General features: G+C 42.8%; 20 protein-coding genes and 1 pseudogene. 16 read left to right on the forward strand and 5 right to left on the reverse strand.

The features are described from left to right. Positions 1-67 precede the first annotated feature (67 nt). The 12 genes from AC1DOV_RS10395 (at position 68) to AC1DOV_RS10450 (ending at position 13537) form a co-directional block, all read left to right on the forward strand. Complete coding sequence (locus AC1DOV_RS10395) at positions 68-1003, forward strand: AraC family transcriptional regulator (RefSeq protein ID WP_477549856.1); 936 nt, start codon at positions 68-70, stop codon at positions 1001-1003. 26 nt (positions 1004-1029) lie between these two features. Beyond that, positions 1030-3444, forward strand: coding sequence for an excinuclease ABC subunit UvrA (locus tag AC1DOV_RS10400; RefSeq protein WP_477549857.1), 2415 nt, complete (start codon positions 1030-1032; stop codon positions 3442-3444). Beyond that, a complete protein-coding gene (locus AC1DOV_RS10405; RefSeq protein ID WP_477549858.1) occupies positions 3444-4484 on the forward strand; it encodes a serine hydrolase domain-containing protein in 1041 nt (346 codons plus the stop codon). The genes AC1DOV_RS10400 and AC1DOV_RS10405 overlap by 1 nt, the downstream gene beginning before the upstream one ends. Positions 4485-4657: 173 nt before the next feature. Beyond that, positions 4658-5287, forward strand: coding sequence for a hypothetical protein (locus tag AC1DOV_RS10410; RefSeq protein WP_441880909.1), 630 nt, complete (start codon positions 4658-4660; stop codon positions 5285-5287). Between the two features lie 160 nt (positions 5288-5447). Next, positions 5448-6539 (forward strand): NAD(P)H-dependent flavin oxidoreductase, encoded by a 1092-nt coding sequence (locus AC1DOV_RS10415; RefSeq protein WP_477549859.1) that lies wholly within the window; start codon positions 5448-5450, stop codon positions 6537-6539. Between the two features lie 32 nt (positions 6540-6571). Next, positions 6572-7117 carry an RNA 2'-phosphotransferase gene (locus AC1DOV_RS10420; protein ID WP_477549860.1) on the forward strand — a complete coding sequence of 182 codons (546 nt, stop codon included), beginning with the start codon at positions 6572-6574 and terminating at the stop codon, positions 7115-7117. 145 nt (positions 7118-7262) lie between these two features. After that, positions 7263-8258 carry a cell wall hydrolase gene (locus AC1DOV_RS10425; protein ID WP_477549861.1) on the forward strand — a complete coding sequence of 332 codons (996 nt, stop codon included), beginning with the start codon at positions 7263-7265 and terminating at the stop codon, positions 8256-8258. 230 nt (positions 8259-8488) lie between these two features. Next, on the forward strand, positions 8489-9118 hold the full coding sequence (locus AC1DOV_RS10430) for a hypothetical protein (RefSeq protein ID WP_477549862.1): 630 nt from the start codon (positions 8489-8491) through the stop codon (positions 9116-9118). Positions 9119-9346: 228 nt separating this feature from the next. Beyond that, complete coding sequence (locus AC1DOV_RS10435; RefSeq protein WP_441880913.1) at positions 9347-10042, forward strand: response regulator; 696 nt, start codon at positions 9347-9349, stop codon at positions 10040-10042. After that, positions 10039-11508 (forward strand): HAMP domain-containing sensor histidine kinase, encoded by a 1470-nt coding sequence (locus AC1DOV_RS10440; protein ID WP_477549863.1) that lies wholly within the window; start codon positions 10039-10041, stop codon positions 11506-11508. The genes AC1DOV_RS10435 and AC1DOV_RS10440 overlap by 4 nt, the downstream gene beginning before the upstream one ends. Further along, complete coding sequence (locus tag AC1DOV_RS10445) at positions 11505-12608, forward strand: hypothetical protein (RefSeq protein WP_441880915.1); 1104 nt, start codon at positions 11505-11507, stop codon at positions 12606-12608. The genes AC1DOV_RS10440 and AC1DOV_RS10445 overlap by 4 nt, the downstream gene beginning before the upstream one ends. 179 nt (positions 12609-12787) lie before the next feature. Next, the gene (locus AC1DOV_RS10450; RefSeq protein ID WP_441880916.1) at positions 12788-13537 is read left to right on the forward strand and encodes an N-acetylmuramoyl-L-alanine amidase family protein; all 750 of its coding nucleotides are present in this window, start codon (positions 12788-12790) and stop codon (positions 13535-13537) included. Positions 13538-13595: 58 nt separating this feature from the next. On the opposite strand, the gene AC1DOV_RS10455 is transcribed toward AC1DOV_RS10450, so the two are convergent. Continuing rightward, positions 13596-14390: a helix-turn-helix domain-containing protein gene (locus AC1DOV_RS10455; RefSeq protein WP_477549864.1), complete on the reverse strand. Its 795-nt coding sequence runs from the start codon at positions 14388-14390 to the stop codon at positions 13596-13598. Positions 14391-14472: 82 nt separating this feature from the next. On the opposite strand from AC1DOV_RS10455, the gene bglX reads away from it, so the two are divergent. Further along, entirely contained in the window at positions 14473-16680 is a 2208-nt protein-coding gene (bglX, locus tag AC1DOV_RS10460) for a beta-glucosidase BglX (protein ID WP_477549865.1), read from the forward strand. Positions 16681-17640: 960 nt separating this feature from the next. Next, the gene (locus AC1DOV_RS10465; protein ID WP_477549866.1) at positions 17641-19254 is read left to right on the forward strand and encodes a glycoside hydrolase family 3 protein; all 1614 of its coding nucleotides are present in this window, start codon (positions 17641-17643) and stop codon (positions 19252-19254) included. A gap of 63 nt (positions 19255-19317) precedes the next feature. Here AC1DOV_RS10465 and AC1DOV_RS10470 read toward each other — a convergent pair whose 3' ends face one another. Both AC1DOV_RS10470 and AC1DOV_RS10475 read right to left on the reverse strand, forming a co-directional pair. Next, on the reverse strand, positions 19318-19872 hold the full coding sequence (locus tag AC1DOV_RS10470) for a DUF2812 domain-containing protein (protein ID WP_477549867.1): 555 nt from the start codon (positions 19870-19872) through the stop codon (positions 19318-19320). Further along, positions 19856-20209 (reverse strand): PadR family transcriptional regulator, encoded by a 354-nt coding sequence (locus AC1DOV_RS10475; RefSeq protein WP_477549868.1) that lies wholly within the window; start codon positions 20207-20209, stop codon positions 19856-19858. Before AC1DOV_RS10475 ends, AC1DOV_RS10470 begins: the two co-directional genes overlap by 17 nt. A gap of 223 nt (positions 20210-20432) precedes the next feature. Here AC1DOV_RS10475 and AC1DOV_RS10480 point away from each other — a divergent pair, with 223 nt between their 5' ends. Then, the gene (locus tag AC1DOV_RS10480) at positions 20433-20888 is read left to right on the forward strand and encodes a VOC family protein (protein ID WP_477549869.1); all 456 of its coding nucleotides are present in this window, start codon (positions 20433-20435) and stop codon (positions 20886-20888) included. A gap of 52 nt (positions 20889-20940) precedes the next feature. Continuing rightward, positions 20941-21531: a TetR/AcrR family transcriptional regulator gene (locus tag AC1DOV_RS10485; RefSeq protein ID WP_477549870.1), complete on the forward strand. Its 591-nt coding sequence runs from the start codon at positions 20941-20943 to the stop codon at positions 21529-21531. Positions 21532-21596: 65 nt separating this feature from the next. Here the strand turns inward: AC1DOV_RS10485 and AC1DOV_RS10490 are convergent, their stop codons facing one another. Together AC1DOV_RS10490 and AC1DOV_RS10495 are read right to left on the reverse strand one after the other, a co-directional pair. After that, positions 21597-22241, reverse strand: coding sequence for a discoidin domain-containing protein (locus tag AC1DOV_RS10490; protein ID WP_477550044.1), 645 nt, complete (start codon positions 22239-22241; stop codon positions 21597-21599). A 48-nt stretch (positions 22242-22289) separates the two neighbouring features. After that, positions 22290-23453, reverse strand: a pseudogene (locus AC1DOV_RS10495) (family 8 glycosyl hydrolase); the annotation flags it as partial. Positions 23454-23670 lie beyond the last annotated feature (217 nt).

Below are 23670 nucleotides of genomic sequence, written 5' to 3' on the forward strand. Positions count from 1 at the left end.
TTAACATATGTTATTCTGTATTCTGTAATGGAGTAATGTTGCTCCTGAAGGTGCGGAGGGATCATATATGACAATTTCTCAAAGTAAAAAAGAGTATTTGCGTCGCATTCATAAAGTGCAGGATTATATAGAAGCAAATGTATGTGATTCTCTTTCACTAGATGAGCTTGCTTCCATTGCCGGGTTTTCAAAGTATCACTTTCATAAAATTTTTAAAGGGATCGTGAATGAATCATTGCTGCAATACGTAAACCGAGTGAAGCTGGAGAAAGCACTAAATTTTCTCATTCATCGGCCAGATATGACAGTTACGGCAATTGCTTATCAATTTGGTTTTACGGATACTGCGATTTTTTCACGGGCGTTTAAAAATTATTATGGTGTAAGCCCGAGCTATTATAGAAATCAATATCGCAAGAATTGCAAAGACTTGATAAAAATATCTCCTTATCATGAAAGTATGCTGAAAATGACAAAAAAGGATGATGAAAATAAGGTAAAAGGAAAGGTAACCATTGAGACGATTGGCGAGATGAATGTTGCCTATGTGAGACATCTTGGCAGCTATGAACAATTAAAGCTTGTTTTTGAATCACTCCTGCGACAGCTGTTCGCTTATTTAAGCAAATGGAACTTCATCGATTCGAGCAGCATAAAAGTGTTGACGATCTATCATGATCATCCGGAAATTACAGAGGATCATCATAGAAGAACCAGCCTTTGTGTGACAATCCCAAGCAGTGCTGCCAAGGTCATCGAAAAAGGGGATAGTGATGTCGGAATCATGATTATACCTTCCGGCAAATACGCTGTAGGTCATTTTGAAATATACCAAAATGAGTATAGTGAAGCTTGGGACTATTTATGCGGCGAATGGCTGCCCCAAAGCGGTTATCTTCCTCGTGACACCTCAAGTTTTGAAGTATATGTCAGCGAACCAGACCCAAACCCACAAATAAAACATGTCGTAGATATTTATTTGCCGATAGGACCTCTTGCATAGTCAAATCTAGAATAAGGGGCGATGAGATGGAGCAGAAAAACATAACGATAAAAGGGGCACGAGTGCATAACCTCAAGAACATAGACATTTCAATTCCAAAAAACAAGCTGGTGGCAGCAACTGGCGTCAGCGGATCAGGCAAATCCAGCCTTGTGTTCGATATTATTTTTGAGGAAGGACGCAAGCAATACTTGCAATCCTTAGGTATTGTTGCTGGGCTTGATAATGAAGACAAATTCGATAGTATACAAGGTTTAAGCCCAGCCATAGCCGTGCAGCAAAATACGATCCGTCAAAGCAACACGCGCTCAACCGTAGGCTCAAAGACCAATATTATGAATAGGCTGGCACTGCTCTATGCTGGAGAAGGGTTGATCCGTTGCTCCACCTGCGGAACAGCTGTGAATGACAACCTATTCTGCTTAGAATGCGGGAATAGGGAGGAGCGATTGTCGCCAAGTTATTTTTCCAACCTTTCTCCAAATGGAATGTGTATCAAGTGCTCTGGGCGAGGATCGTGTTTTGAAGTTGACATGGAAAAACTTGTTTCAGATAGCCGTATGACTTTGGAGCAGGTTCTTGATGGAGTCGGCTTAACTCCTGGTTATTTGCGATTATTTCAAAGGAAGTTCCATTCATATTTAGCTATTCCTTTCTTACAGCTGCCAGAAGAAGTAAGGGGAGAAATCATCTATGGGCATTATGCAAACGGCAATTCTGAAAAACGCAGCGCCTGTTTAACGAACATATTTCATACTCGCCTTCATAGAGGAGAACCGTTAAATGGTGTGTATGCTAATATTGTATGTTCCGAGTGCCATGGATTTAGAGTGGGTGAAGAGGCAAGGGCGGTGCTGTTAAATGGGAAGCATATTGGTCAACTTGGGCGGATGACAATCTCAGAAGTGAATGAATTACTTGAAGATTTGCGCCAGCAAAACACGTTCACGATGATGGGTAAAAACCTGCTGCAAGAAATATTGCTTAAAACGAATAACTTGATTAAAGCACGCCTCGGCCATCTGTCCCTTTACAGAGAAATGCCAACTTTGAGTGGTGGAGAAATACAGCGATTATTTCTGCATTCACATTTGGATGCAAAAATGGATTCAATGATCTATGTTCTCGACGAACCTACTGCAGGACTGCATGAGTTTGAAAAATTGGATGTTTTAAAATTTATACAAGAACTCAAAGACCTGGGCAACACGGTGATTGTAGTAGAGCACCATAGTAATGCAATCAAAATAGCGGAGCACATTATTGACATAGGACCCATGGCGGGTATTGAAGGTGGAGAGGTTATTTATGAGGGTGATTTAGAAGGATTGCTCGAGTGCAAAGAGTCTATCACTGGCCAATATCTTTCAGGCAAAATGACCATGCCGTCCAGATCTAAACATCCGTGTATTGAAACAGTACCTTGTCTGACCATTCGACATGCCAAAACGAACAACCTCAAGGATGTGACAGCAGCTATTCCTTTAGGTGTAATGGTCGGGATTGCAGGTATGTCGGGAAGTGGCAAAAGCTCGCTGATTTCAAATACGCTGCTCCCTCTCCTGAAAAACCATTTTCGTAATAAGCAGGATAGCAACGAAGAAACCGAAATGGGCAATGAGGTAGAAGCAATGATGACTCAAATGGCTGCGGACAGGTTGGAGGGCTTGGAGCATATTTGTGGATACGCCGAAATATCACAGGCACCTATAGGCAGGAGCTCGAGCTCCAATCCTGCATCATATATAGGCATTTGGGATAAAATTCGCAGCCTGTTTGCCAAACAGCCGGCAGCCGTGAAGCGGAATTTTATTTCAGGCCACTTCTCATTCAACTCGAAAGGTGCTTGTTCGGAATGCTGCGGCAGTGGACATACGGCAATCTGGCTGGGCGGCAATTTGAAAATAGAAAAACCATGCACAGCATGCTATGGGAAAAGGTTTAACCATGACACGTTATCGGTCGAATACAAAGGTAAAAATATTTTTGACATCTTAGAACTGAGCGTCTCGGAAGCGGTTGTTTTCTTTGAAGGTAACAAGGTGATTGTGACAGCTTTGAAAGTAATGGATCGAATGGGGCTCGGATACTTAAAACTGGGTCAGCCCACTCCCACTTTAAGCGGCGGTGAAGCGCAAAGAATAAAACTCGCTAAAGAGATTGGCCGAAGACGGAAAGGGAATACCCTGTATATACTGGATGAGCCTACCACTGGTCTTAGTCTGTATGATACCGCAAAGCTCATTGAATTGTTAGACGAGCTTATAGCAAATGGGAATTCAGTAATCGTCATTGAGCATAACCCGGCTGTTCTCGCTTCCTGCGACTGGATGATAGAACTTGGACTTGGCGGCGGCCCAGAAGGAGGTTATATTATTGCAGAAGGTTCACCCGATGTGCTGAAAGGAAATCCAAAGTCCTTAACCGGGAGGTATCTATAATGCAAAGAGATTATTGGCCAACAACAGAGTGGCGGACGAGGGAGCCAGCAGCTCTTGGCATGGACACGGAGAAGTTTTCCGAACTTAACCATTTAATTAAAACCCAATATAACAATCTAAATGGTATTGTTGTTGTGCATAAGGGGTATATCGCCTTTGAAAAGTATGAAAACAGTTTTGTGGCTAGTGATACCCATCATGTAGCTTCGGTTACGAAAAGTGTGACATCTGCTCTCATCGGCATCGCTATAGACAAAGGATTTATCAAAAGTGTAGACGAAAAGGTACTGGATTTCTTTCCCGAATATGTTTCCGTTGCCAGCGACATTCAGAAGCGGGCGGTAACGATCCGGCAGCTTCTCACGATGACGGCGCCATTTCCTTTTACATGGAAACCAGGAGGGGGAGTGCGGGAGCCGCTGGACAGACTGCGGAGGCAAAAGGATTGGACCAAATATATGCTTGACCTATTAGGACAAAAAGGGCGAATGGGCGAGTTTCAGTATTGTACTGCGGGTGCACATCTGCTGTCGGTTATTTTGACACGCACGACAGGTAAAAGCGCTCGTGAGTTTGCAAATGAGCTGTTGTTTGGGCCAATTGGGATGAAAATCATTGCTGATCGCCAAATGAAATCGTTTGGTATCGAAGATGTTTTTGGGAAAAACCTAAAAGGATGGATTCATGACCCTAACGGGAATTCGACAGGGGGTTGGGGGCTTTGTCTAACGCTCAGAGACATGGCGCGTTTTGGATTTCTATATTTAAATGACGGTATTTGGGAGGATAAACAGATCGTCTCCAAAACGTGGCATGATGAGTCGATCGCAATGAATGCGAACAAATACGGTTATTTGTGGTGGCTGCATGAAGAGGATGGGAATTATGCATATATGGCAATGGGTGATGGAGGCAATGCTATTGTTTGCATTCCGGCCAAAGATTTGATAGTATCCATAGCTTCCAAAATCGTCAGCAAACCTCGTGATATATGGCCTCTGATTAAAAATTGCATCATTCCTTCTGTAATAATCCGCTAAATATCCTCTATTTGCTATCGTATAGTGTTTGCTAGTCTGATTGACACATGCCTATAATAATAGATGTAGCATTTGTGGCATTCTATAATCGTATTCAAGAAGAGTTACCCTACGAGATAGCTAAATATAGCCTGCTTTACGAGATGATAGTAGGATAGGAGACAGGTGAGACTATGACAACGAATAATGAGACAACTAACGAGGAAGTAAATAATAAGGAAGCTGCGATGTCCGAGGAGAAATGGGCTGAGCTTATAAAGGCTGTTCACCATAATGGCCTTGTAGCTTTAAAAATGCATTTTAACGAGGTTGAAGCACAGGTATCAAATTTCGTAGATTACGGCCCGGTTTTTGTATTTAATGTGAAGGATGAATCGGGCAGTGTTTATTCGTGTGGATTTTTTCTGCGTGAGTTAATTGCTAGATTCCAATCGGATAATGATCCAGCCGTATGGTTGGCTTCTTTTTTCGTCGATCTTATGGAGACAGAAGGTGGCAAGCCTCTTCCTAAACCGGCTACGAATGAAGATGAGGCTAAAGAGATCATAGACAAAGTACTCGTACCGCAATGTATAAAAGCTGTAACAGAAGAGTTTGCTCCGGAACAGGTACATGCGGGGCTGGCTTGGAAGGAAGACCACGGTCCGATTTTTGAAGTGGGTTTTCCAGCAATCATAGATGGAAATAACGTATGTGCTGTTTCTTTGCATCTATTGTTAACACATTTGCAGTTGAATCGTGATCCAGGGGAGCTGCTGATTCAAGGATTGTATGACATTCGGAATGAGCATGGCTTAGAATAAATAACGTAGATAGGATTTAACGCAGCCTGATTAGGCTGCGTTTTTTTTATATGATAACATCGATCTAAGATCATAAAAAGTGTACAATTTAAGAGACTAAGAATAATAAATGGGTTGACTCTAATGATTCAAAAAATCATAACAAATCGGAGAAGAAAACATGAATATAAATCTACATACTGAGCTTTGCCAACTGTTTAATATTCGTTATCCGCTTTTTTTAGCTGGAATGGCTGGCGGGCCATCGACTGCAAAATTGGTAGCAGCAGTATCGAATGCAGGTGGACTAGGAACGCTTGGCGCTGCATATATGGAGCCGGCTGCCATTCGAGAAACGATTAATGAAATCCGCAAGCTGACAGATAAGCCTTTTGCAGTTAATCTGTTTGCGATGCAAACTTCGGATGACAATACTCGAATTGGAGAAGTTCAGCGAGAGTTAAATCTTGTGCGGAATGTGCTTGGAATTTCTCATGCGAGTGCGGAACATGTGACGACTCCCGATCGTTTTGACCAACAAATGGCTGTTTTGCTCGAAGAGAAGGTTCCTGTCATCAGCACAGCATTCGGTATTGTTCCGGAGCTTTTCTTGCGGCAAGCTAAAGAGGCTAATCTTCTTGTTGTTGCGATGGTAACTACGGTGAACGAAGCGCTTCTGGCGGAGCAAGCAGGCTGCGATGCGATAGTTGCCCAAGGCAGCGAAGCGGGCGGACATCGAGGAACATTTGATATAACCGAACATCAGCTAGGTGCAAATATTGGAACATTTGCTTTGATACCGCAAATTGTAGATCGTGTGAGCATTCCGGTCATTGCTGCGGGCGGCATTATGGATGGACGAGGATTAGTAGCGTCTCTTATTTTAGGAGCACAGGGTGTCCAAATGGGGACGCGATTTCTTACAGCGATAGAATCTGGTGCGCATGAGGTTTATAAGCAGGCTCTGCTGAAAAGTACAGAGGAGAGCACAGTTATTACGAAAGCTTTCTCGGGTCGACCAGCTAGAGGCATACGTAATTCATTTGTTAAGCAATGGGAAGAGAACGGGATCGAGCCCCTTCCGTTTCCTACTCAAAACACCGTGACTCGTGATATAAGAAACGCTGCAAGCAGCCAAAACAATTCAGAATATATGTCCCTATGGGCTGGTCAAGGAACGAGGATGCTTACTTCTGGCCAAACTGCGGAGGATATTGTTGCAGTGACAATTCGGCAAGCACTTTCCATTTGTGAGACGGGCACGTCCCAATAACATAAATTTCCGAAAAAAGGAGGGATAACAAAATGTTAACGGAAAAACAAGAAGAATCTCTAAGTAAGTTCATGAGTAAAATTTTAAGACATTCTCCTGATGCTTTTGGCATTACATTAGATCAAGAGGGATTTTGTAAACTGGATGATTTCGTTTCCTCCATTCGGAATGAAGCAAGATGGAGCAGCATTCAAAATAGTGATATTGAGCAAGTCGTCCGCCATTGTAAGAAGCAGCGATATGAAATTGTTGGTGCCTTTATTCGTGCAAACTATGGGCACAGCGTTGAAAGAATAACTTATAAAGAGGCGAAGCCCCCTGCCCTATTGTTTCATGGTACGAACACTAAGGTTTCGAATATTATTTTAGCCGAAGGTTTAAAGCCAATGGGAAGACAATATGTTCATCTTTCAGAATCGCTTGATTTTGCAACACTTGCAGGAAAAAGGCGAGGAGAACTCGTCATCCTGCATATTAACACCGAGCTTGCATTAACTCTTGGCGTCAGCTTTTATTTAGCTAATAATGGCGTTTGGCTTTCTGATTTTATACCGCCTTCCTGTATCTTTATGAAGTAAGTGCTTTCATTTTTTTGTCCTTTTGTATCGTTTATGGTTAATTCTGTGAAAATGTTAATGCTTAAGTCCCAATAAACTGTGATATAATTTTGCCCAGAAGATGAACGTTGGATTTTACACCAACTTAATTAACTGGGAGGTACGCATGATCAGAGATGCCAAGCGGATTAGAGGTCTTATAATCACCATGATATTGGGTTTGTTTCTGCTTTGTATCGGACCTATGACGAGTGTCCATGCAGGGAATGCAGCTGCTGCGGAAGATTGGACGATTAAATTTAATGGGAAAATAGTGAAGATAACAGATCCGCTTTATGTGTCAGAAGGAAGATTGTTTGTTCCGGTAGCCCGCATAGCTGATATGTTCGGTGCGAAGTCGAGCTGGGATAATGTAAACGAAGAAGTAACAATTCATACAGAATTAAAAGATAAAGTCGTGCTGGGAAATGGAGTACCAGTCGTATATTTCAACGAAGCCCGTTATAAATTGGACGCGGTGCCATTTTTAAAGGACAATAGGCTGTATGCTCCTCTGCGCCAATTGTCAGAAATGCTGCATGCTAACGTGGTATTGAATGCAGAATCAAACGTTATTGAGCTTATAAAAGTACAGCCTGCTGTAATAACAGCAGAGTACGGCTTGGATGAGATCAGCAAGGTGTTTGGCAGCACCAAATCAGAGCTGCTCAAATGGAATGGACTCGATAGCAAGGCGAAGATCAAGCCGGGAACAAAGCTCAAGGTCATCATTCCTTCAAATGTTGATCAAATAGCAAAACCGTTCACGGAAGCGGATTACATGCTGCTAGCGAAGATTACAATGGTGGAAGCAGGCAATGAATCCTATGAAGGACAGCTTGGATTAGCGAATGTTATATTAAACAGAGTGAAGGATGAGCGGTTTCCGGATACGATACGCGACGTCATTTATTCAGGCAAGCAGTTTCCTCCAGCGCATAATGGACTCTTAGATAAAAGTAAGCCAAACGCAAGCTCACTTCGTGCAGCGAAAGATGCGCTTAACGGTAAAAATAATGTGGAGAATGCCGTTTATTTCTTCAATCCCGATATTTCCAAAGGATCGTTTTGGTCCAGCTTAGATGTTATTGTGACAATCGACAATCATAGCTTTGCAAAATAGTTGTAAAATTGCCGCTGAACCATTGCAAGGCGCAGAAACAAGGGGAACAAGTCCAATAGATTTGTTCCCTTTGTTGTTAAGAGGATGAAGACAGAGCTGCCGTATCGTTGTTGGATGACTGAAACCATTTGTGGTAATCTATAATAGATTTGCAGTAGAGTTGCCGTATGATATGATCGCAATGAAGCCTACTTTACAGGATGATAGTATGATAGGAGACAGGTGGAACTATGAACTTAAACAATGAGACAACTGACTTGGAAGTAAATAGCGAGGAAAAAGAGATGTCCAAGGAGGAATGGGCGGAACTTATAAAAGCTGTTTATGATAATGGCCTTGCAGCTTTAAGAATACATTATAACGATGTTGAGGCACAGGTTTCGAATTTCCATGATTATGGCCCAGTTTTTATATTTCATGTGAAGGATGAATCGGGTAGTCGATATTCCTGCGGTTTTTTTCTGCATGAGTTGCTTAACAGGTTCCAATCGGACAATGACCCTGCAGTATGGATGTCTTCCTTTTTCGTTGAACTTATGGAGACGAAGGGCGGCAAGCCCCTCCCAAAACCAGCAACGAATGAAGCTGAGGCTAAAGAGATAATTGACAACATACTCGTTCCGGAATGTATAAAAGCAGTAACGGAAGAGTTTGCTGCGGAGCAGGTGCATGCAGGTCTTGCTTGGAAGGAAGACCACGGTCCAGTCTTTGAAGCTGGATTTCCGGCACTCACAGGCGGAAATAACGTATGTGCGATTTCTTTGCATTTCTTGTTGATTCATTTGCAGTTGAACCGGGATCCAGGAGATCTGTTGATTCAAGAAATGTACAACATTCGAAAAGAGCATGGCATAGGCTAACATTTACAAATCAAAATGTATTTAGCGCAACCCGATATGGGTTGCGTTTTTTTATTCGTACACAGCGAGCAACTTCAAATTTTAATAGTCGATATTTGCTTTTTTGCGCATGCTAAGTATATCCAACTGTTATGCATCCGACTTGTTTCAATACTGTAAACTTTTGTGGGCTTAGTTGTTTGTGAAAACGAGGCTGTGATACGATCAAGGGTGAATGGAGATGAACGAATGGAGCTTACCAAAATATTGATCATAGAAGATGAAGAAGCGATAGCTGATTTGCTTGCATATGGCTTGCAGAAAGAGGGATTTCAAACCAAGCTTGCGCATAACGGCAAGGATGGCTTAAGAGAAATCGAAGCGTTCAAGCCTGATCTGCTGCTGCTTGATTGGATGCTTCCCGATCAAAGCGGACTTGATATTTGCAAGCAAATTATGGGGAAATACATGCTTCCGATCATCATGATTACGGCTAGGTCTGATATTTCCGACAAAGTTATCGGAATGGAGCTTGGCGCCGACGACTATATTACGAAACCATTTGATATGCGTGAAGTAATCGTCCGCATTCGTACATTACTGCGCAGAATCAATCCTATAACGGCAGTGAACGAAGAAGCAGCGCCAGCAATCATCAAGTTCAAAACGATAGAAATTAATGTACCCGAAAGAATGGTCAAAAAAGACAATGAGCTCATTGAGCTGACACCAAAAGAATTTGACCTATTGATGACTTTGACGAGCTCTAGAGGACGCGTATTTACTCGTTCAAATTTGCTTGATTTAGTATGGGGCTATAATTATTTTGGTGATACTCGAACCGTGGATATTCATATTCAGCGTTTGCGCAAAAAGCTTGATGCCAATGACATCATTACTACGGTATTTCGTGTCGGGTACAAATTCGAGAAGAATGTGGAATGAATATGGTACAGTCTATCAAGGTTAAGTTTTTAATCGGATTGTTAGTTATTTTTGTCACCTCGCTATTGCTGCTGCATCATTTTGTCATGCAAATTATTGAATCCAGCAACGAAACTATCATTACGCAGGATTTGAATACGATGAAGAAAAACAGCAATGTTTATGTAAAACAGACGTTTATGATCAATCATTATAGTCATGATGAAATTTATTTCGAGCAGATGTCTAAAGAGTTGGTTGTTGATTTGAAAAATATTACGTCTAGCCAAGTGGCTGTTTATTCATTAAAGGGCAAGCAGCTTGCTGCATCGGACAGTGCTCCCTTCATGAGTCCACTTGGAGACGATTTCAAGCATGCTCTCAAGGGAGAAACCGCTTATACCATCTCCCATCAAGAAAAAATATCTACGATCTATTTTTCATATCCGGTTGTCATTGACGGTGAAAAAATAGGTATTTTACGATTTTCCAAAGACGTATCGATGCTTTATGAGAACAGCAGGCAAATATTAGATGTCATTTTGTATGTCACGATCGCTATCTTTGCCATGGGCTTGCTGCTTTGTTATGCATTGTTCTGGAACATTACACTGCCCATCGTCAAGATGACCAAAGTTTCAACGGAAGTGATAAACGGCAATCTTAATGTCCATATCTCTTTAAACCGAAAGGACGAGCTGGGCAAGCTTGCTCATAACTTCAATCAAATGATTGAGAAAATTAGACTTCAAATTGGCAAAATAGAAAAGGACCGTGACCGCCTTAAAGAGTTAAACCAGCATCGCAAGCAATTTTACGACAATGTTACCCATGAGCTGAAAACACCTCTAACTTCTATCATGGGCTACGCGCAGATGATCAAAGACAATGGGCAAAATGATGAGGTTTTTTTCGAGAAAGGTATTGCGCATATAGCGGATGAAAGTGCTCGTCTTCACGAAATGGTTTTGCAGCTATTGGAGTTGTCTAAGGAAACAGATTCTAAAGCATCCTATGAAATGGTTGATGCAGGGTTTATTTTGCTAAGCGTTTGTGAAGGTATGGCGTTCAAAGCCCAAAAGTATAACAAAAATATTGTTTGCGAATTAGAAGATCATCTCATCATTGAGGGCAGTCCAACTAAATTAAGACAGCTGTTTATCAACTTGATTGATAATGCGATTAAATACAGCGATGCTTCCTCTGAAATTATAGTGAAGGCAGGTCTGATCTCCGAGGTCATACAATTCACTTTTATAAATCAGGGAGATGTCATTGCACCAAAACATTTAGCCCGTATTTATGAACCCTTTTATAGAGAAAATGGTCGTCTTGTGAAAGAAGTCGGGAGCCGCGGATTGGGGCTTAGCATTTGCAAAGCCATTGTTGAAGAACATCAAGGAACCATTCAAATCCAAAGCGAGGATAGAGAAACAAGCGTAATTGTTCACATCCCGCAATTTGATAACAAGCAGGTGACCTCGTGATTAGAAAATCAGTATTTGCTCTGCTTATCCTCGTTATTTTGTCGGGCTGCGCATCTACGAAATTTAATTCAAGAACCGTCGTTATACCAGATACAGAAGCGGCACCAGAATTGGCCCATTCGAACGGTGATTTTGAAGTAAGCAAAATCTATCGCATGTTTGAGGAAGAGGAGAGTGAAATCCAAATTCTCGGATGGTCAGACAATGAGCAGATTCTAGGCATGCTCAAAAATATAGATTTTACTCAAACCTTGCAGCGCTTTGATTATAAGAATCAGACGATGAAAGAGGTTATGAATTTCAATCAATATTCAGAAGCAAGCATGGTGTCCCCAGATGGGCTTAAAATCGCAGTTTACGGTTGGGATAATAACAAAAACAGAACCCTGAAGATCTACAGCCAGATTGATGGCAAGGCGATTACTGTCGAGGATATGCAGGACTCTTTGTCGGCTACGATGATCTGGTCTAACAACAGCCGGTATCTCTCTTTTTTCATATGGGATGATCAGAAAGTAGAAAAGCTTGCCGTTTACGACGTTACGACTAAAAAGATGAAGAAATATGATGTTCCGTATGAAAGTGAGAAAAGCTGGTCGAGATATGCGAAAATTTCTGATAATGGAGAAACGGTATTGATCATCAGACAAATGTATGATGGACAATCGATCTTGTTCGGTAAAATAGACGGCACTGGAATTTCCAGTTTGTATAATCATCTGTTGAATCGTGATGGGACGGTAGACTTTCTCAATAATGATCAAATTTTGTTTGTCAGCGAGAACAATTTGCTGTTTGCATATGATCGCCGCAATAAAGCTACCACGATTTTAGGTGAGCAAGTGGGTAATTTCCGTTTAACAAGGGATCGCAAATATATTGCTTACTCGAAAGATTCGCTGAATATCTATATTGCCAAATTGCAAGGAAACAATCTTTTGAATGAACAGGAGGTGTTCAAAGGAATAAATCCGGGTCAAATGGAGTGGAGTCCATCGGGCAACAAGCTCTATTTGAGCGGCTGGAAATCATTTGACGCTCAAGTAAAAAGCCAATTGTCCGTACAGTTATCGATGAATTACATCATTGAGTTTAAATAAAACATGTTTCCAAACAGCCATCACTGCTTCCATCGGTGATGGCTGTTTTTTTGTGTTTCATAAGCCGACGCATTTCAACATTTTTAGATACAACTTGTTTACAAATTGGAGAAGTGCTCGAAATGAGGATTATGTATAAATAAAGAAGCTGCTAAACATCTATTACTTAGGAGGACAACATGTACTCGTATACGAAAAAACGAAAATCGCGAATAGTCAGGCTAATTGTGCTTTTATTCACTCTAGTTTTAATTAGTGTAACTTTAATAGGCTTTGCCGCAAACAAAGAAGAAAAGTCGCAAGCGCTGTCAGCCAATCCGCCAATTGTTCCAACGAAGCAGCAATCCTTGGATGGAAAACCAGATAGGATATACAAAGTTGTCATTGATGCAGGGCATGGCGGCAAAGATCCTGGGGCGGAAGGAGCTAGCGGAAAAAGGGAAAAACATTTTACACTATCGTTATCTCAGAAAGTGTACGAGCTGTTAAAGCAAGAGAACATGTTTGAGCCGCATCTAACCCGGAATGATGATACGTTTATTGATCTGGACGTACGTCCTGATATAGCAAATCAAATGGAAGCAGATGTTCTTCTATCCATTCATGCGAACACCTATAAGGACGAGAATGTTGGTGGAATTGAAACGTTTTATCGTTTTGATGAAAATATTGAATTAGCTCAGACTATGCATAATCAAGTTGTAAAGGCAATGGGCTTTCGGGATCGCGGAATACGGAATGAAGAGTTAAAGGTTCTTTCACTAAGCAAGGTGCCGGCGATTTTGCTCGAAGTAGGTTATTTGACAAACCCCGTTGAAGAAGCCGTTTTACTTGGAGAAGATGGACAAGATCGTGCTGCGAAAGCTATTGTTGAAGGTTTGAAGCAATATTTTAAAAACAATTCAGAAGATGCAATCATACAATCCTAATTCGAATGTAATCCGTTTAAAGGAAATGAAACAATAAGCCACGTCCAGAGGACGTGGCTTATTGTTTCTCTGTCATTTGTTTTCGGTATGCGCCAGGTGAGATGCCGTAATATCGCTGGAACACGCGATGGAAGTAAGTATAGCTGCCGAATCCGGTTTCTTCGGCAATGCGTTCGAGCGTAAGCGGACTTTTGCCCATTAGTTCCAGCGCCATCGCCAGACGCACCTTCTGGGCATATTGCATAATGGACATGCCGAATTCAGCTTTGAACAGCTGAACCGAGCGGGATACGCTAAGTCCCGTATGTTTCGCAGCATCGGATAAAGTGAACGGAATCGCTGCATGCTCCTCGATATAAAGCTTTATTTTATAAGAGAGAAGCTTGGGACCGGAGTTGTAGGAGGTTGCTTCATCTATGGCTCTATCGAGCAAATAGCAAAGTGATTGCATCAGCGTACATAATAGTTCAGGATTCCCGCCGTCATGCCGTCTGCTTTCTAATATTAATTGCTGCCATAAAGCTGCTATTCTGCCGTTCTCACCTATTTTTGTTTTTTGGGGTCTTCGCTGAAGCTTCCACCATGCATCAAGCCAAGAACCGCTGCAGATCACATAATAGTCTCCGCTTGGCCCAAGCTCGCCAATTCTCAGATCATAAACTTCACCGGGGGCAAACAGAAGAAGGTCGCCAGGCTCGATGATATCGACCTGCCCTGCAATCAATGCTTGGCATAAGCCTTCAGTCTGCAATCGAATGATATAGGTTTCGAGGCCGGATTTAAAGGTATGTCTAAAAGGCGTATTATGGTACATAAAGGCACAATAATCGAGCTTTATTCCAGTTTCCTTCATTACTGTTTCTCCTCTTCCATAAGCAGATCGTTGATGTTTATCATTAGTTTGTTTCTACACATGCCTGTCTATTTCCTTCATAATGGACAGTATATACATGAAGGAGTTGTTATCGATGGCAGGAAACAAGAAGTTGTTCTCGTCGGAAATAAAGGAGAAAGTATTGTCCTTGATTTCCCAAATGACATTAGAAGAAAAAATTGGCCAAATGTCGCAATTTGACTGGGGCTTTCATGCGATAAATCCGGATGCCGGCGGTGAGATCAATCTAATCATGAAGGATCTCATCGATAAAGGAATGTTAGGCTCGTTGTTTAATTTATCGGGCGTTGAACAAGCGAATACACTGCAAAAACAAACCATTGAAAAGTCACGGCTTGGCATACCGATGATCGTTGGGAGAGACGTTATTCACGGCTACCGTTCAGTATTCCCTATTCCACTCGCTCAATCGGCAAGCTGGAACCCAGATCTGATTAGAAGAACAGCAGCAGCAGCGTCTAAGGAAGCAGCTTCCGACGGTATTTCATGGGTGTTTGCGCCGATGATCGATATTACGAGAGATCCTAGATGGGGAAGGATTGCCGAAACGATGGGAGAAGACCCTTATGTAGGCGAGGTTATGGCAAAAGCGTGGGTTGAGGGCGCCGAGCTCGATGATGCTTCAAGTGAAAGCCTCTCTGTAGCGAGCTGTCCTAAACATTTTGCCGGATATGGATTTGCGGAAGCGGGCAGGGATTATAATACGGTAGACGTCTCGGACCGCGTGCTGCGTGAAGTTATTTTGCCGCCGTTTCGTAAAGCGGTTGAAGCTGGAGCGCTTAGCATTATGGCATCCTTTAATGAATTGAATGGCATTCCTGCATGTGCCAACCGTTATTTGCTTACGACTATTTTACGTGAGGAATGGGGCTTTGAAGGCGTCATCGTTAGTGATTACAATGCTCTAGGCGAATTAATCACTCATGGTGTTGCCCGAGACGCGGAGGAAGCGTGTGAAATTGCGATTAAAGCAGGTACGGATATGGATATGCATTCAGGCATATTCTACAAATACTTGCCGAAGCTCGTTCAAGAGGGACGGGTTGCCGAGAGCCTGATCGACGCCGCTGTAGGCAGAATTTTAGCTGTAAAGATGAAACTTGGATTGTTCGAGAATGCATACGTAAATCCAGAACGAAGCCAAAGTGTTATTTTGTCAGAGGAGCATGTGTCATTGGCACGCGAGGCAGCAAGAGAGTCTATCGTTCTGCTTAAAAATGATAATCGTATACTGCCTCTTTCTAAGCAGCTGAAAACGCTGGCTGTTATTGGACCGATGGCAACGAACACGAAAGATCCTCTTGGTTGCTGGGCAGCCGACGGCAATGCGGATGATGTCGTTTCACTGCTTGATGGCATTAAGGCGAAAGTATCGCCAGACACACAGCTGCTATATGCGGAAGGTTGCGGCATTGAAAGTGAAGACGAGAGCGGCTTTGAACAGGCGCTGGCAGCAGTTGCTGTGGCGGATGCTGCTATTATTGCAGTAGGCGAAAGTCTGACGATGAGCGGTGAAGGAAACTCCAGATCAGAACTGGACTTGCCGGGGAAGCAGCGTGAGCTCGTACAAGCAGCAATACAGCTGGGCAAGCCGGTTATCGTTGTATTGTTCAATGGCCGTCCGCTGACAACCGTTTGGCTGGATGACACGGCAACAGCAATTGTAGAAGCATGGCACTTAGGTATTCAAAGCGGCAATGCAATAGCTGATGTCTTGTTTGGTGACTACAACCCAAGCGGCAAGCTCACAGCAACATTCCCGCGGAGTGTAGGACAAATCCCGCTTTATTATTACCGGAAGAACACAGGACGTCCTCCAGGAGGCGTGTATTCTTCAAGATATATCGATGCTCCAGTGCAAGCATTGTATCCGTTCGGGTACGGTCTGAGCTATACCGACTTTGAATATGACAATCTTGTCGTGAGCTCAGCTCGCATAAGCAGCTCGGATTCCGTATCTGTTTCTGTAAATGTTACGAATACAGGCAGCGTTATAGGTGAAGAAGTAGTGCAGCTGTACATTCGTGATGCAGCGGCAAGCGTAACACAGCCTCTCAAAAAACTAAAAGGTTTTGCCAAGGTGAGCTTAAGTGCCGGTGAGATGAAGACGGTGACATTCTCGGTAACCCCTTCGGAGCTTGCCATCATAGGAGCAGACGACCGTTTGTCGGTTGAGCCTGGCATTTTCCAGCTGATGGTTGGTCCTCATTCCGAGAAGGGCTTGATCGGTGAAATCACAGTAGAATAAATGTGAACAGGGGATGCTGTTCCAGCAGTAGTAGTGAATTCGCCGAAGTGATCGCTCGCTTTGAGCAGAGACATTATAAAACATGAAAAAATAGCGGTGAAGGGCTGACCCTTCATCGCGATTTTTTTATTTGGTGAATGATTGTTTGCTTAAACCGATTATGGGCAAGCGAGAGCAAGCTAAGCACTAGTTTTACCTTTGGCAAGCTGCGATGCAAAAATCGATTTGCTCTAGTCAGCCCCAAGTCGACTCTCTAAGGAACTGTATCATGCTTATTATGCAGAAAACGATTGTTCTCAGATTTTAACGAACCTTATTGGCGCTATTACAAGTTTTACAGGGTCTTATGAGCTGTTTTTCTCGAAATAACGTTTCTGGAGTTCGTTACAATTTTATTCCACTACGAATGCTTTAAATAAGCACTTCTGGGTTCGTTAGTTGTAGTCTGACAACGTTTTTCAAAGCAGTTGGAGGTTTATAGATTTGATTGAAGGCATGCTTCACCAGCTGTCATTTATGGAGGTTTTGTATAGTCATCACGCGATAATACCACCAGAAATTCTAGTAAAATAAGCACACTCCAAGTCAACAAATGGCTAGGAGTGTTGTTTTTTGAGCAAATTTAAAAGCATGGATAACTATAATAAATAATGAATTTCCAATATTGTTCTTCTAAAAATGGTCGTGCTACACTAGGCAAGAAATGTGAATGAAGGGGATTTATTAAGTACATATGGGCAGCATTAACTCATATCATCCGAAATAAATAAGCAAAGGAAGGTAACGATGAAGAAGCGATCAGTTATGTTATTTACTTTTGTAATGGTTATCGCCATAGCTCTAATATTCGTAATAACACCGTAGAGTAAAGAACCCGAAACGGTTCAAACACCATCACCTTCGGAATCTACAGACAAAGAGATATCCAATGCGAGCAAAGCTAAACAGCTTGTAAGTCAAATGACGGACAAGGAAAAGATAGGCCAGCTTGTAATGTATACACCTACGGGTCAAGCAGATTCGTTCTCAAATAAAATGATCAAGGAATACGGTGTAGGCAGTGCCCTCTTGAATCGACGAATGAATTCTGCTGCCGATACTGCCCGGTTTACTAATGCGCTCCAGCAACTGGCATCTGAATCTAGATTAGGTATCCCTCTATTTATTTCTGGCGATTTGGAATATGGCGCAGCTCAAAGAGTACCTGATGAGGCAACGGTATTGCCAAGACAGATGGCAATTGGAGCTACACAAAATGTGGATTATGCGGAACAAGCTGCGCGCTTGACGGCTGTTGAATCCGAAGCAATGGGTTTTCACTGGAGTTTCTCGCCGGTCGTTGATGTCAATTCGAACCTGATGAACCCAGTGATTGGTGTTCGGTCTTTTGGAGAAGACACGAAGCTTGTAAGCGATATGGCTGTTGCAGAGGTGAGGGGTTATCAAAGCGAAGGAATGATATCCAGCGCCAAGCATTTTCCAGGGCATGGGGATACAGGTTTTGATACTCATATGTCGTTATCCAAAGTGTCTTACAGCGAAGAAGTGCTGCGGACCGTGCATCTCCCTCCATTTCAAGCAGTAATCGACCAAGGAATCGAATCTATTATGACTTCACATATTATTATTGAAGCAGTTGATGCTGAACTTCCTGCGACACTCTCAAAGAAAGTTCTTACAGGATTGTTGAGAAATGAAATGGGTTTTAAAGGGATCATTGTCACAGATGCTATGGTGATGCAAGCGATATCCGACAATTGGGGAGCGGGTGAAGCGGCGGTTATGGCCATCAATGCGGGAGCAGATATCGTCATGGCAAATGGCTCTGAAGCTGATCAATTCGATACGTTGGAGTCCCTTTATGAAGCATTGCAGGCTGGCAAGCTCGAGAGAAGCCGAGTGGATGAATCGGTGGAACGGATACTAACCTATAAATTCAAGCTAGAGATGTTTGAGCATCGTTTGGTAGACATTAATCATGTGAGCCAAGTAGTGGGGAAAAAAGAACACCGTGAGTTATCTGAGCGAATGGCACTGGATTCCATAACGCTCATCAAAAATGACAATGTCCTTCCATTTGATGCGGAAGCAAATCAGACAACGCTTGTCGTAAGTATGGCTTATGCGGATCAGATTGCAGAAGCAGTTAGGCAAATAAGCAAAGGCAAAGTCATTTCTTATCAGGCAGCAGAAGCTGCGGGAGAAGTGTTAGATGCTACAAAGTCAGCGGTTAAGAAGGCGGTCGAGAAGGCTGAAAATGCAGATCGAATTATTGTGTTTACAAAGTCGGATCAGCAAATACCACAAGGGCAAGTGGATCTGGTGAACGGAATACTTGCAACTGGAAAGCCGGTAGCAGCTGTCTCCCTTGGAAACCCAAGCGATATTTTGGGATATCAGAACGTGAAGGCATATATTTCAACCTATGCGCTTGATAATTGGTACTGGATAACACCGATTCCGATATCGTGGGAAGCTGCTGTGAAGGTCATATTTGGTTCCAAGCCACAAGGGAAGCTGCCTGTGACCTTAAATAACGAATACTCAAGAAACTTTGGCTTGAGCTATCGCTAGCCTGACAAAAGAAATGACCTTCTTAATTTCCGAAAGGTCATTTCTCCGTATAGCAATTCCATTCTAGCTTTTAAGCTTGTTTACTCGGAGGGAATAGGCCACAAACATCATAATTGACGGGACTAGTAAAATAGAGAAAAATACCAAACCTACTGCAGCGGCATTTTGAATAATGACATTCTGCCATACTTCAGCAGATAAATAAAGCAGTCCGATAATGCCAATCGTTAAAACCAACAAGATAAATGAAGCCATTTTGTACAAACTAAGTGTTCTTGAATATTTCTCAAACGTCGATGTTCGATCTGTGTATATGGGTTCTGTTCCTGGTTCCGCCGAAAAAACATGAAGATCACCTGATGAGCATACATGGTTCCAACCGCCAGCTTCGAATATTTCTCTATAATTGTTTAGTTCGTTCTCTTGTAATTGACGTATATCGAGGCAATAAATAAGTTTATGGCTGGGTCCATTGCGCAGTGTATAACCTAAAAAGGAGAATTCTTCTAAAAACCATCCTTGCTCGGATAGTTTGCTTAGCTTGTTCATCTCTTTATGTTCTGCAAAAGCAAGCCCTGCTGATGCCATATAACGAGTCTTTTTATCCATTTCCATCATTAAATTCCTCCTTCGCAGATTGCAGTGCAACATTACCGTGCTGCGCCATTCTCAGTCTTCTCTCGATTTCACTAGCGATAATAGATCTTCCTTTTTCGGTGACGTGGTAGGTTTTCCGGCGCTCGTCTTCGTCTTTATTAAGCACAATAAAGTCGGTTTCTTGCAATTTCTTGATCAAGGTATAGAGAGTAGCTGGCCCAATCTTAATCTCACCGCTCGTCAGTTCTTCGATATACTTCATGATTGCGTACCCATGTTTTGGCGATAGTAGAGCAAGCAAAATGTAGTAGGCAGAATCAGTTAACTGATCCATTTGCAGCGAGTTATTTCTAGACAATAGATCACCCCCACTTCAAAGATGTATCTTTAATGGATATATCCATTGTTGATATATCTGTTATGGATATAATAAGTGCTTGATGATTAATTGTAAAATTTTATATTATTGGGTTAAGTCACTTAAACATGCAGAGTAAATCATATGCTATTTACATACATACTGTATGTATGTTAAAATCCAACTATATTCAATCCTATAAATACTAAAGGAGAGCTTCCATTTGAAAATGAACAGTTTTTATCCAGTTGTGATGTCACAGGATGTAGCGAAAAGTGCTGATTTTTATCAACGTTACTTTGGTTTTGAAGTTGTGTACGAGTCTGACTGGTATGTGAGCTTGCGGAAGACGGGTGGAGGGCAATGCTTTTATGAATTAGCGCTGCTATCAGCAAGTCATTCCACGGTTCCCGCGAACTATCGTAAGAGAGCTGAAGGATTGATTCTTAACATGGAAGTTGATAATGTAGATAGTGAGTACAAGCGCTTGGTCCTTGATGCGAAGCTGTCTTTGGAGCAGGATATTCGCGATGAGGATTTTGGGCAACGACATTTTATTCTCTCTGATCCCGGCGGCGTATTAATAGATGTCATTGCAATTATTCCGCCCTCGGAACAAGAAAGCATGAACTATGTGCAATCCGTGTGGCAGCAAGAGGGAGCAGCAGCTGATAATTAAATAAGCTTGCTTAAAGCTCCTTCTGAGCTTTTAAGAAAATAGGAGCAACAGGATGAGGAAAACGAAAAAAGATACGGAAGAGACGATTCATAAGCTAGAGGATGTGGCGAGGCATCATTTTACCACTTTCGGATTTGCGGACAGTTCACTAGAGGAAATAGCCAAAGATGCTGAGGTCACTCGGGGGGCTGTTTATCACCATTTTGGCAGCAAAAAAGGTTTATTCCGAGCGGTGCTTTCACTTGTTCAATCTGAAGTAGCGCAGCGGCTGGAGGAAGAGGCTTTGCTTAGCGACGATTTGTGGGAGCAATTATGTCTGGGATGCCGCGCATTTGTGACTGTTGCAATCGAGCCGCAAAACAGGCGGATCATGCTAATCGATGGTCCTGCCGTGCTTGGCTGGGAGGAGTGGCGGCTTCTGGATGAGCAGCAGTCGATGAAATTGCTGCTTGAACAGCTGGAAATGATGCAGCAGCAGGGCTACCTTAAGGGTGTTCGTCTGGATGCTGCCACTCATTTGCTGTCGGGAGCTATGAATGAAGCGGCACTTTGGCTCGCACAAATATCGGATACCGCTGAGGCTGCTGAAGCGATGGAGGATTGTTTGCAGACGCTGCGTAAGCTTCTAGACGGCCTTCGTTAAATGAGAGGCAAACAAAACAAAGCCTGACCGACAGTTATCGGTCAGGCTTTGTGTGTGTTTACCTATTAAGAGCCGTATACCTCGAAATCAAAAAGTGAGTATCCGTAAGCTGTGCCTCGCGCCGTGCAAAGCACTCTTACATATCTTCCGCTTTTGGATGTAAACGTAATATCATCGATGGCTCCATTGCCTGTTGTCGTTGTAAAAGCGTCTGTCCAAGTTGTACTATTTGTGGAAACTTGGATTTTATAGCCTTTACCGTAAGCGGCTTCCCAGTTTAATTTCACACGGTTGACGTTTTGAATGGAACCAAGGTCTACGTAAATCCACTCGTTGTTGCTTCCTTCAACACTCGCCCATCTTGTCGTCGAATTGCCATCCGTCGCTTTGGAAGCTTCAAATCCTGTTCCCTCAATTGAGCTTGCTACAGCGGTCTTGCCTAAAGCAAGGTTCGTTGTTGTTGAATTCGGACTCGTTGTTGCGCTGGCTGTATTGCTGCTCGCAGAAAGATTGCCCGCAGCATCAATGGCCTTCACTGTATAACTATATGACGTGGAAGCGTTTAGGCCAGTGTCAGTATAGGTCGTGCCAGAAGGAGAGCCTACTAATGTGCCGCCGCGAAATACTTGATAACCTGATACGCCAACATTGTCGGTAGAAGCTGACCAGTTCAAATTAATTTGGCTGCTTGATGCAGCGGATGCAGTCAAATTCGCTGGTGCAGTAGGTGCTTGGGTGTCCGTAGTTCCCCCAGCAGTTGGTATCCACCAGTTTCCTGAAATGAATAACATATTAAGCAAATTGAAGGAATCGCTGAAATAGGATTCTTTTTTGTTTTTCATCCAATCCCATCCAGCATTTACCCATGCTTGGTGCGTGCTGCTCGTGGTTGCTGCTGAAATAAACGGCGATACAAAAACAGCAGTTGCGTAGGAACCGCTAACTCCGCCATTTAGTTTATATCCATCTTTAATGTTATTCGGATTGCCGCTTGTGGCGCCTTTGATCCATACGGCCATTTTGTTAGCAATATCCCGGCCTCTCGTGTCGCCGTAGAAAGCATAGTCCATTACGATTCTTAACGGAACCCGGCTTGCATTGTAATTGTATTCATTAGTTTCTGGAAATTCATCTAAGTAGTTTTGTGGAGCTGGCTTTGGAGGATTGTCGACAACAAAATCTGAAATCAGCCCTGTGCTAGCTGAATAGGCGCTTGAGAACTGACTATAAACCGTGTACAAGTTGTTAATGACATTCAACCAGGTTTGATCTCCTGTCACCTCATAAAAAGCTCTTAAATGCGAGAGCATCCAGTCGGAGGGACGGGTATTTAATGCACTCTTAGCATCCCAATCGCCAAGGTTCAGGCGGTTATTCGTCGTGACATTGCTCGCCTTGATACCGTTCGTAATCATTTTTTTGGCTTCTGCCAAATAATTTATCGTGCCAGCTGATCCCCATTGCTGGTCAGCAAGTATTAAGGAATAAGCGATGTCCAAATCACCGTCGGTAGCGGAGCCAAAATGTCCTTGTGCTCCAGCAGCATCTGCAACAACCCAGCCCATAAGATTTGAGTTGCCCGAACTTTTAAAAGCTCTAGCGGTTTTGAATAGGCCGTCATAAATGGTTTTGGCATTTGAATCGAAACCTGCCATCAAAGCGGTGATGACCATGCCATAGCCTTGCCCCTCTGAAGTACCAAGCGGGTCGTAACCTTCAGCGCTTCCTGTAATATCCCCTTTGACATAATAGCCGCCTGGCAATGAGGAGAGGTTATTTTTTAGATAGGTTGATTTCCAGTAAGTATAATAACTCGAAACTGCTGTATTCATAGCTGCCTGAGTGACATGGTTAGGTTTTATAATGCCAGGATAGCTCAGCTGCTGCGGAAATGGTCTAAGCTCTCCTGCAGCATGCACCTTCGTTTGAAGTGGAGCGGGTGCACCCAATAAAGTTAGAAGCATCGCTGAGCAGAGAAAGACATGACCCATCCATTTCATCATACTTTTGTTTGCTTTTAAAGTGCGCAATTAAAACTCCTCCTAAAATTATAGTTGTATAACCGTCGACAGATTCGCAGCCTCCTTTGCATGTAATCAAGCTTAAACAAAATTAAAGCGCTTTAATTTAAACACAAAA

The organism is Paenibacillus sp. 01T47 (assembly GCF_056398245.1).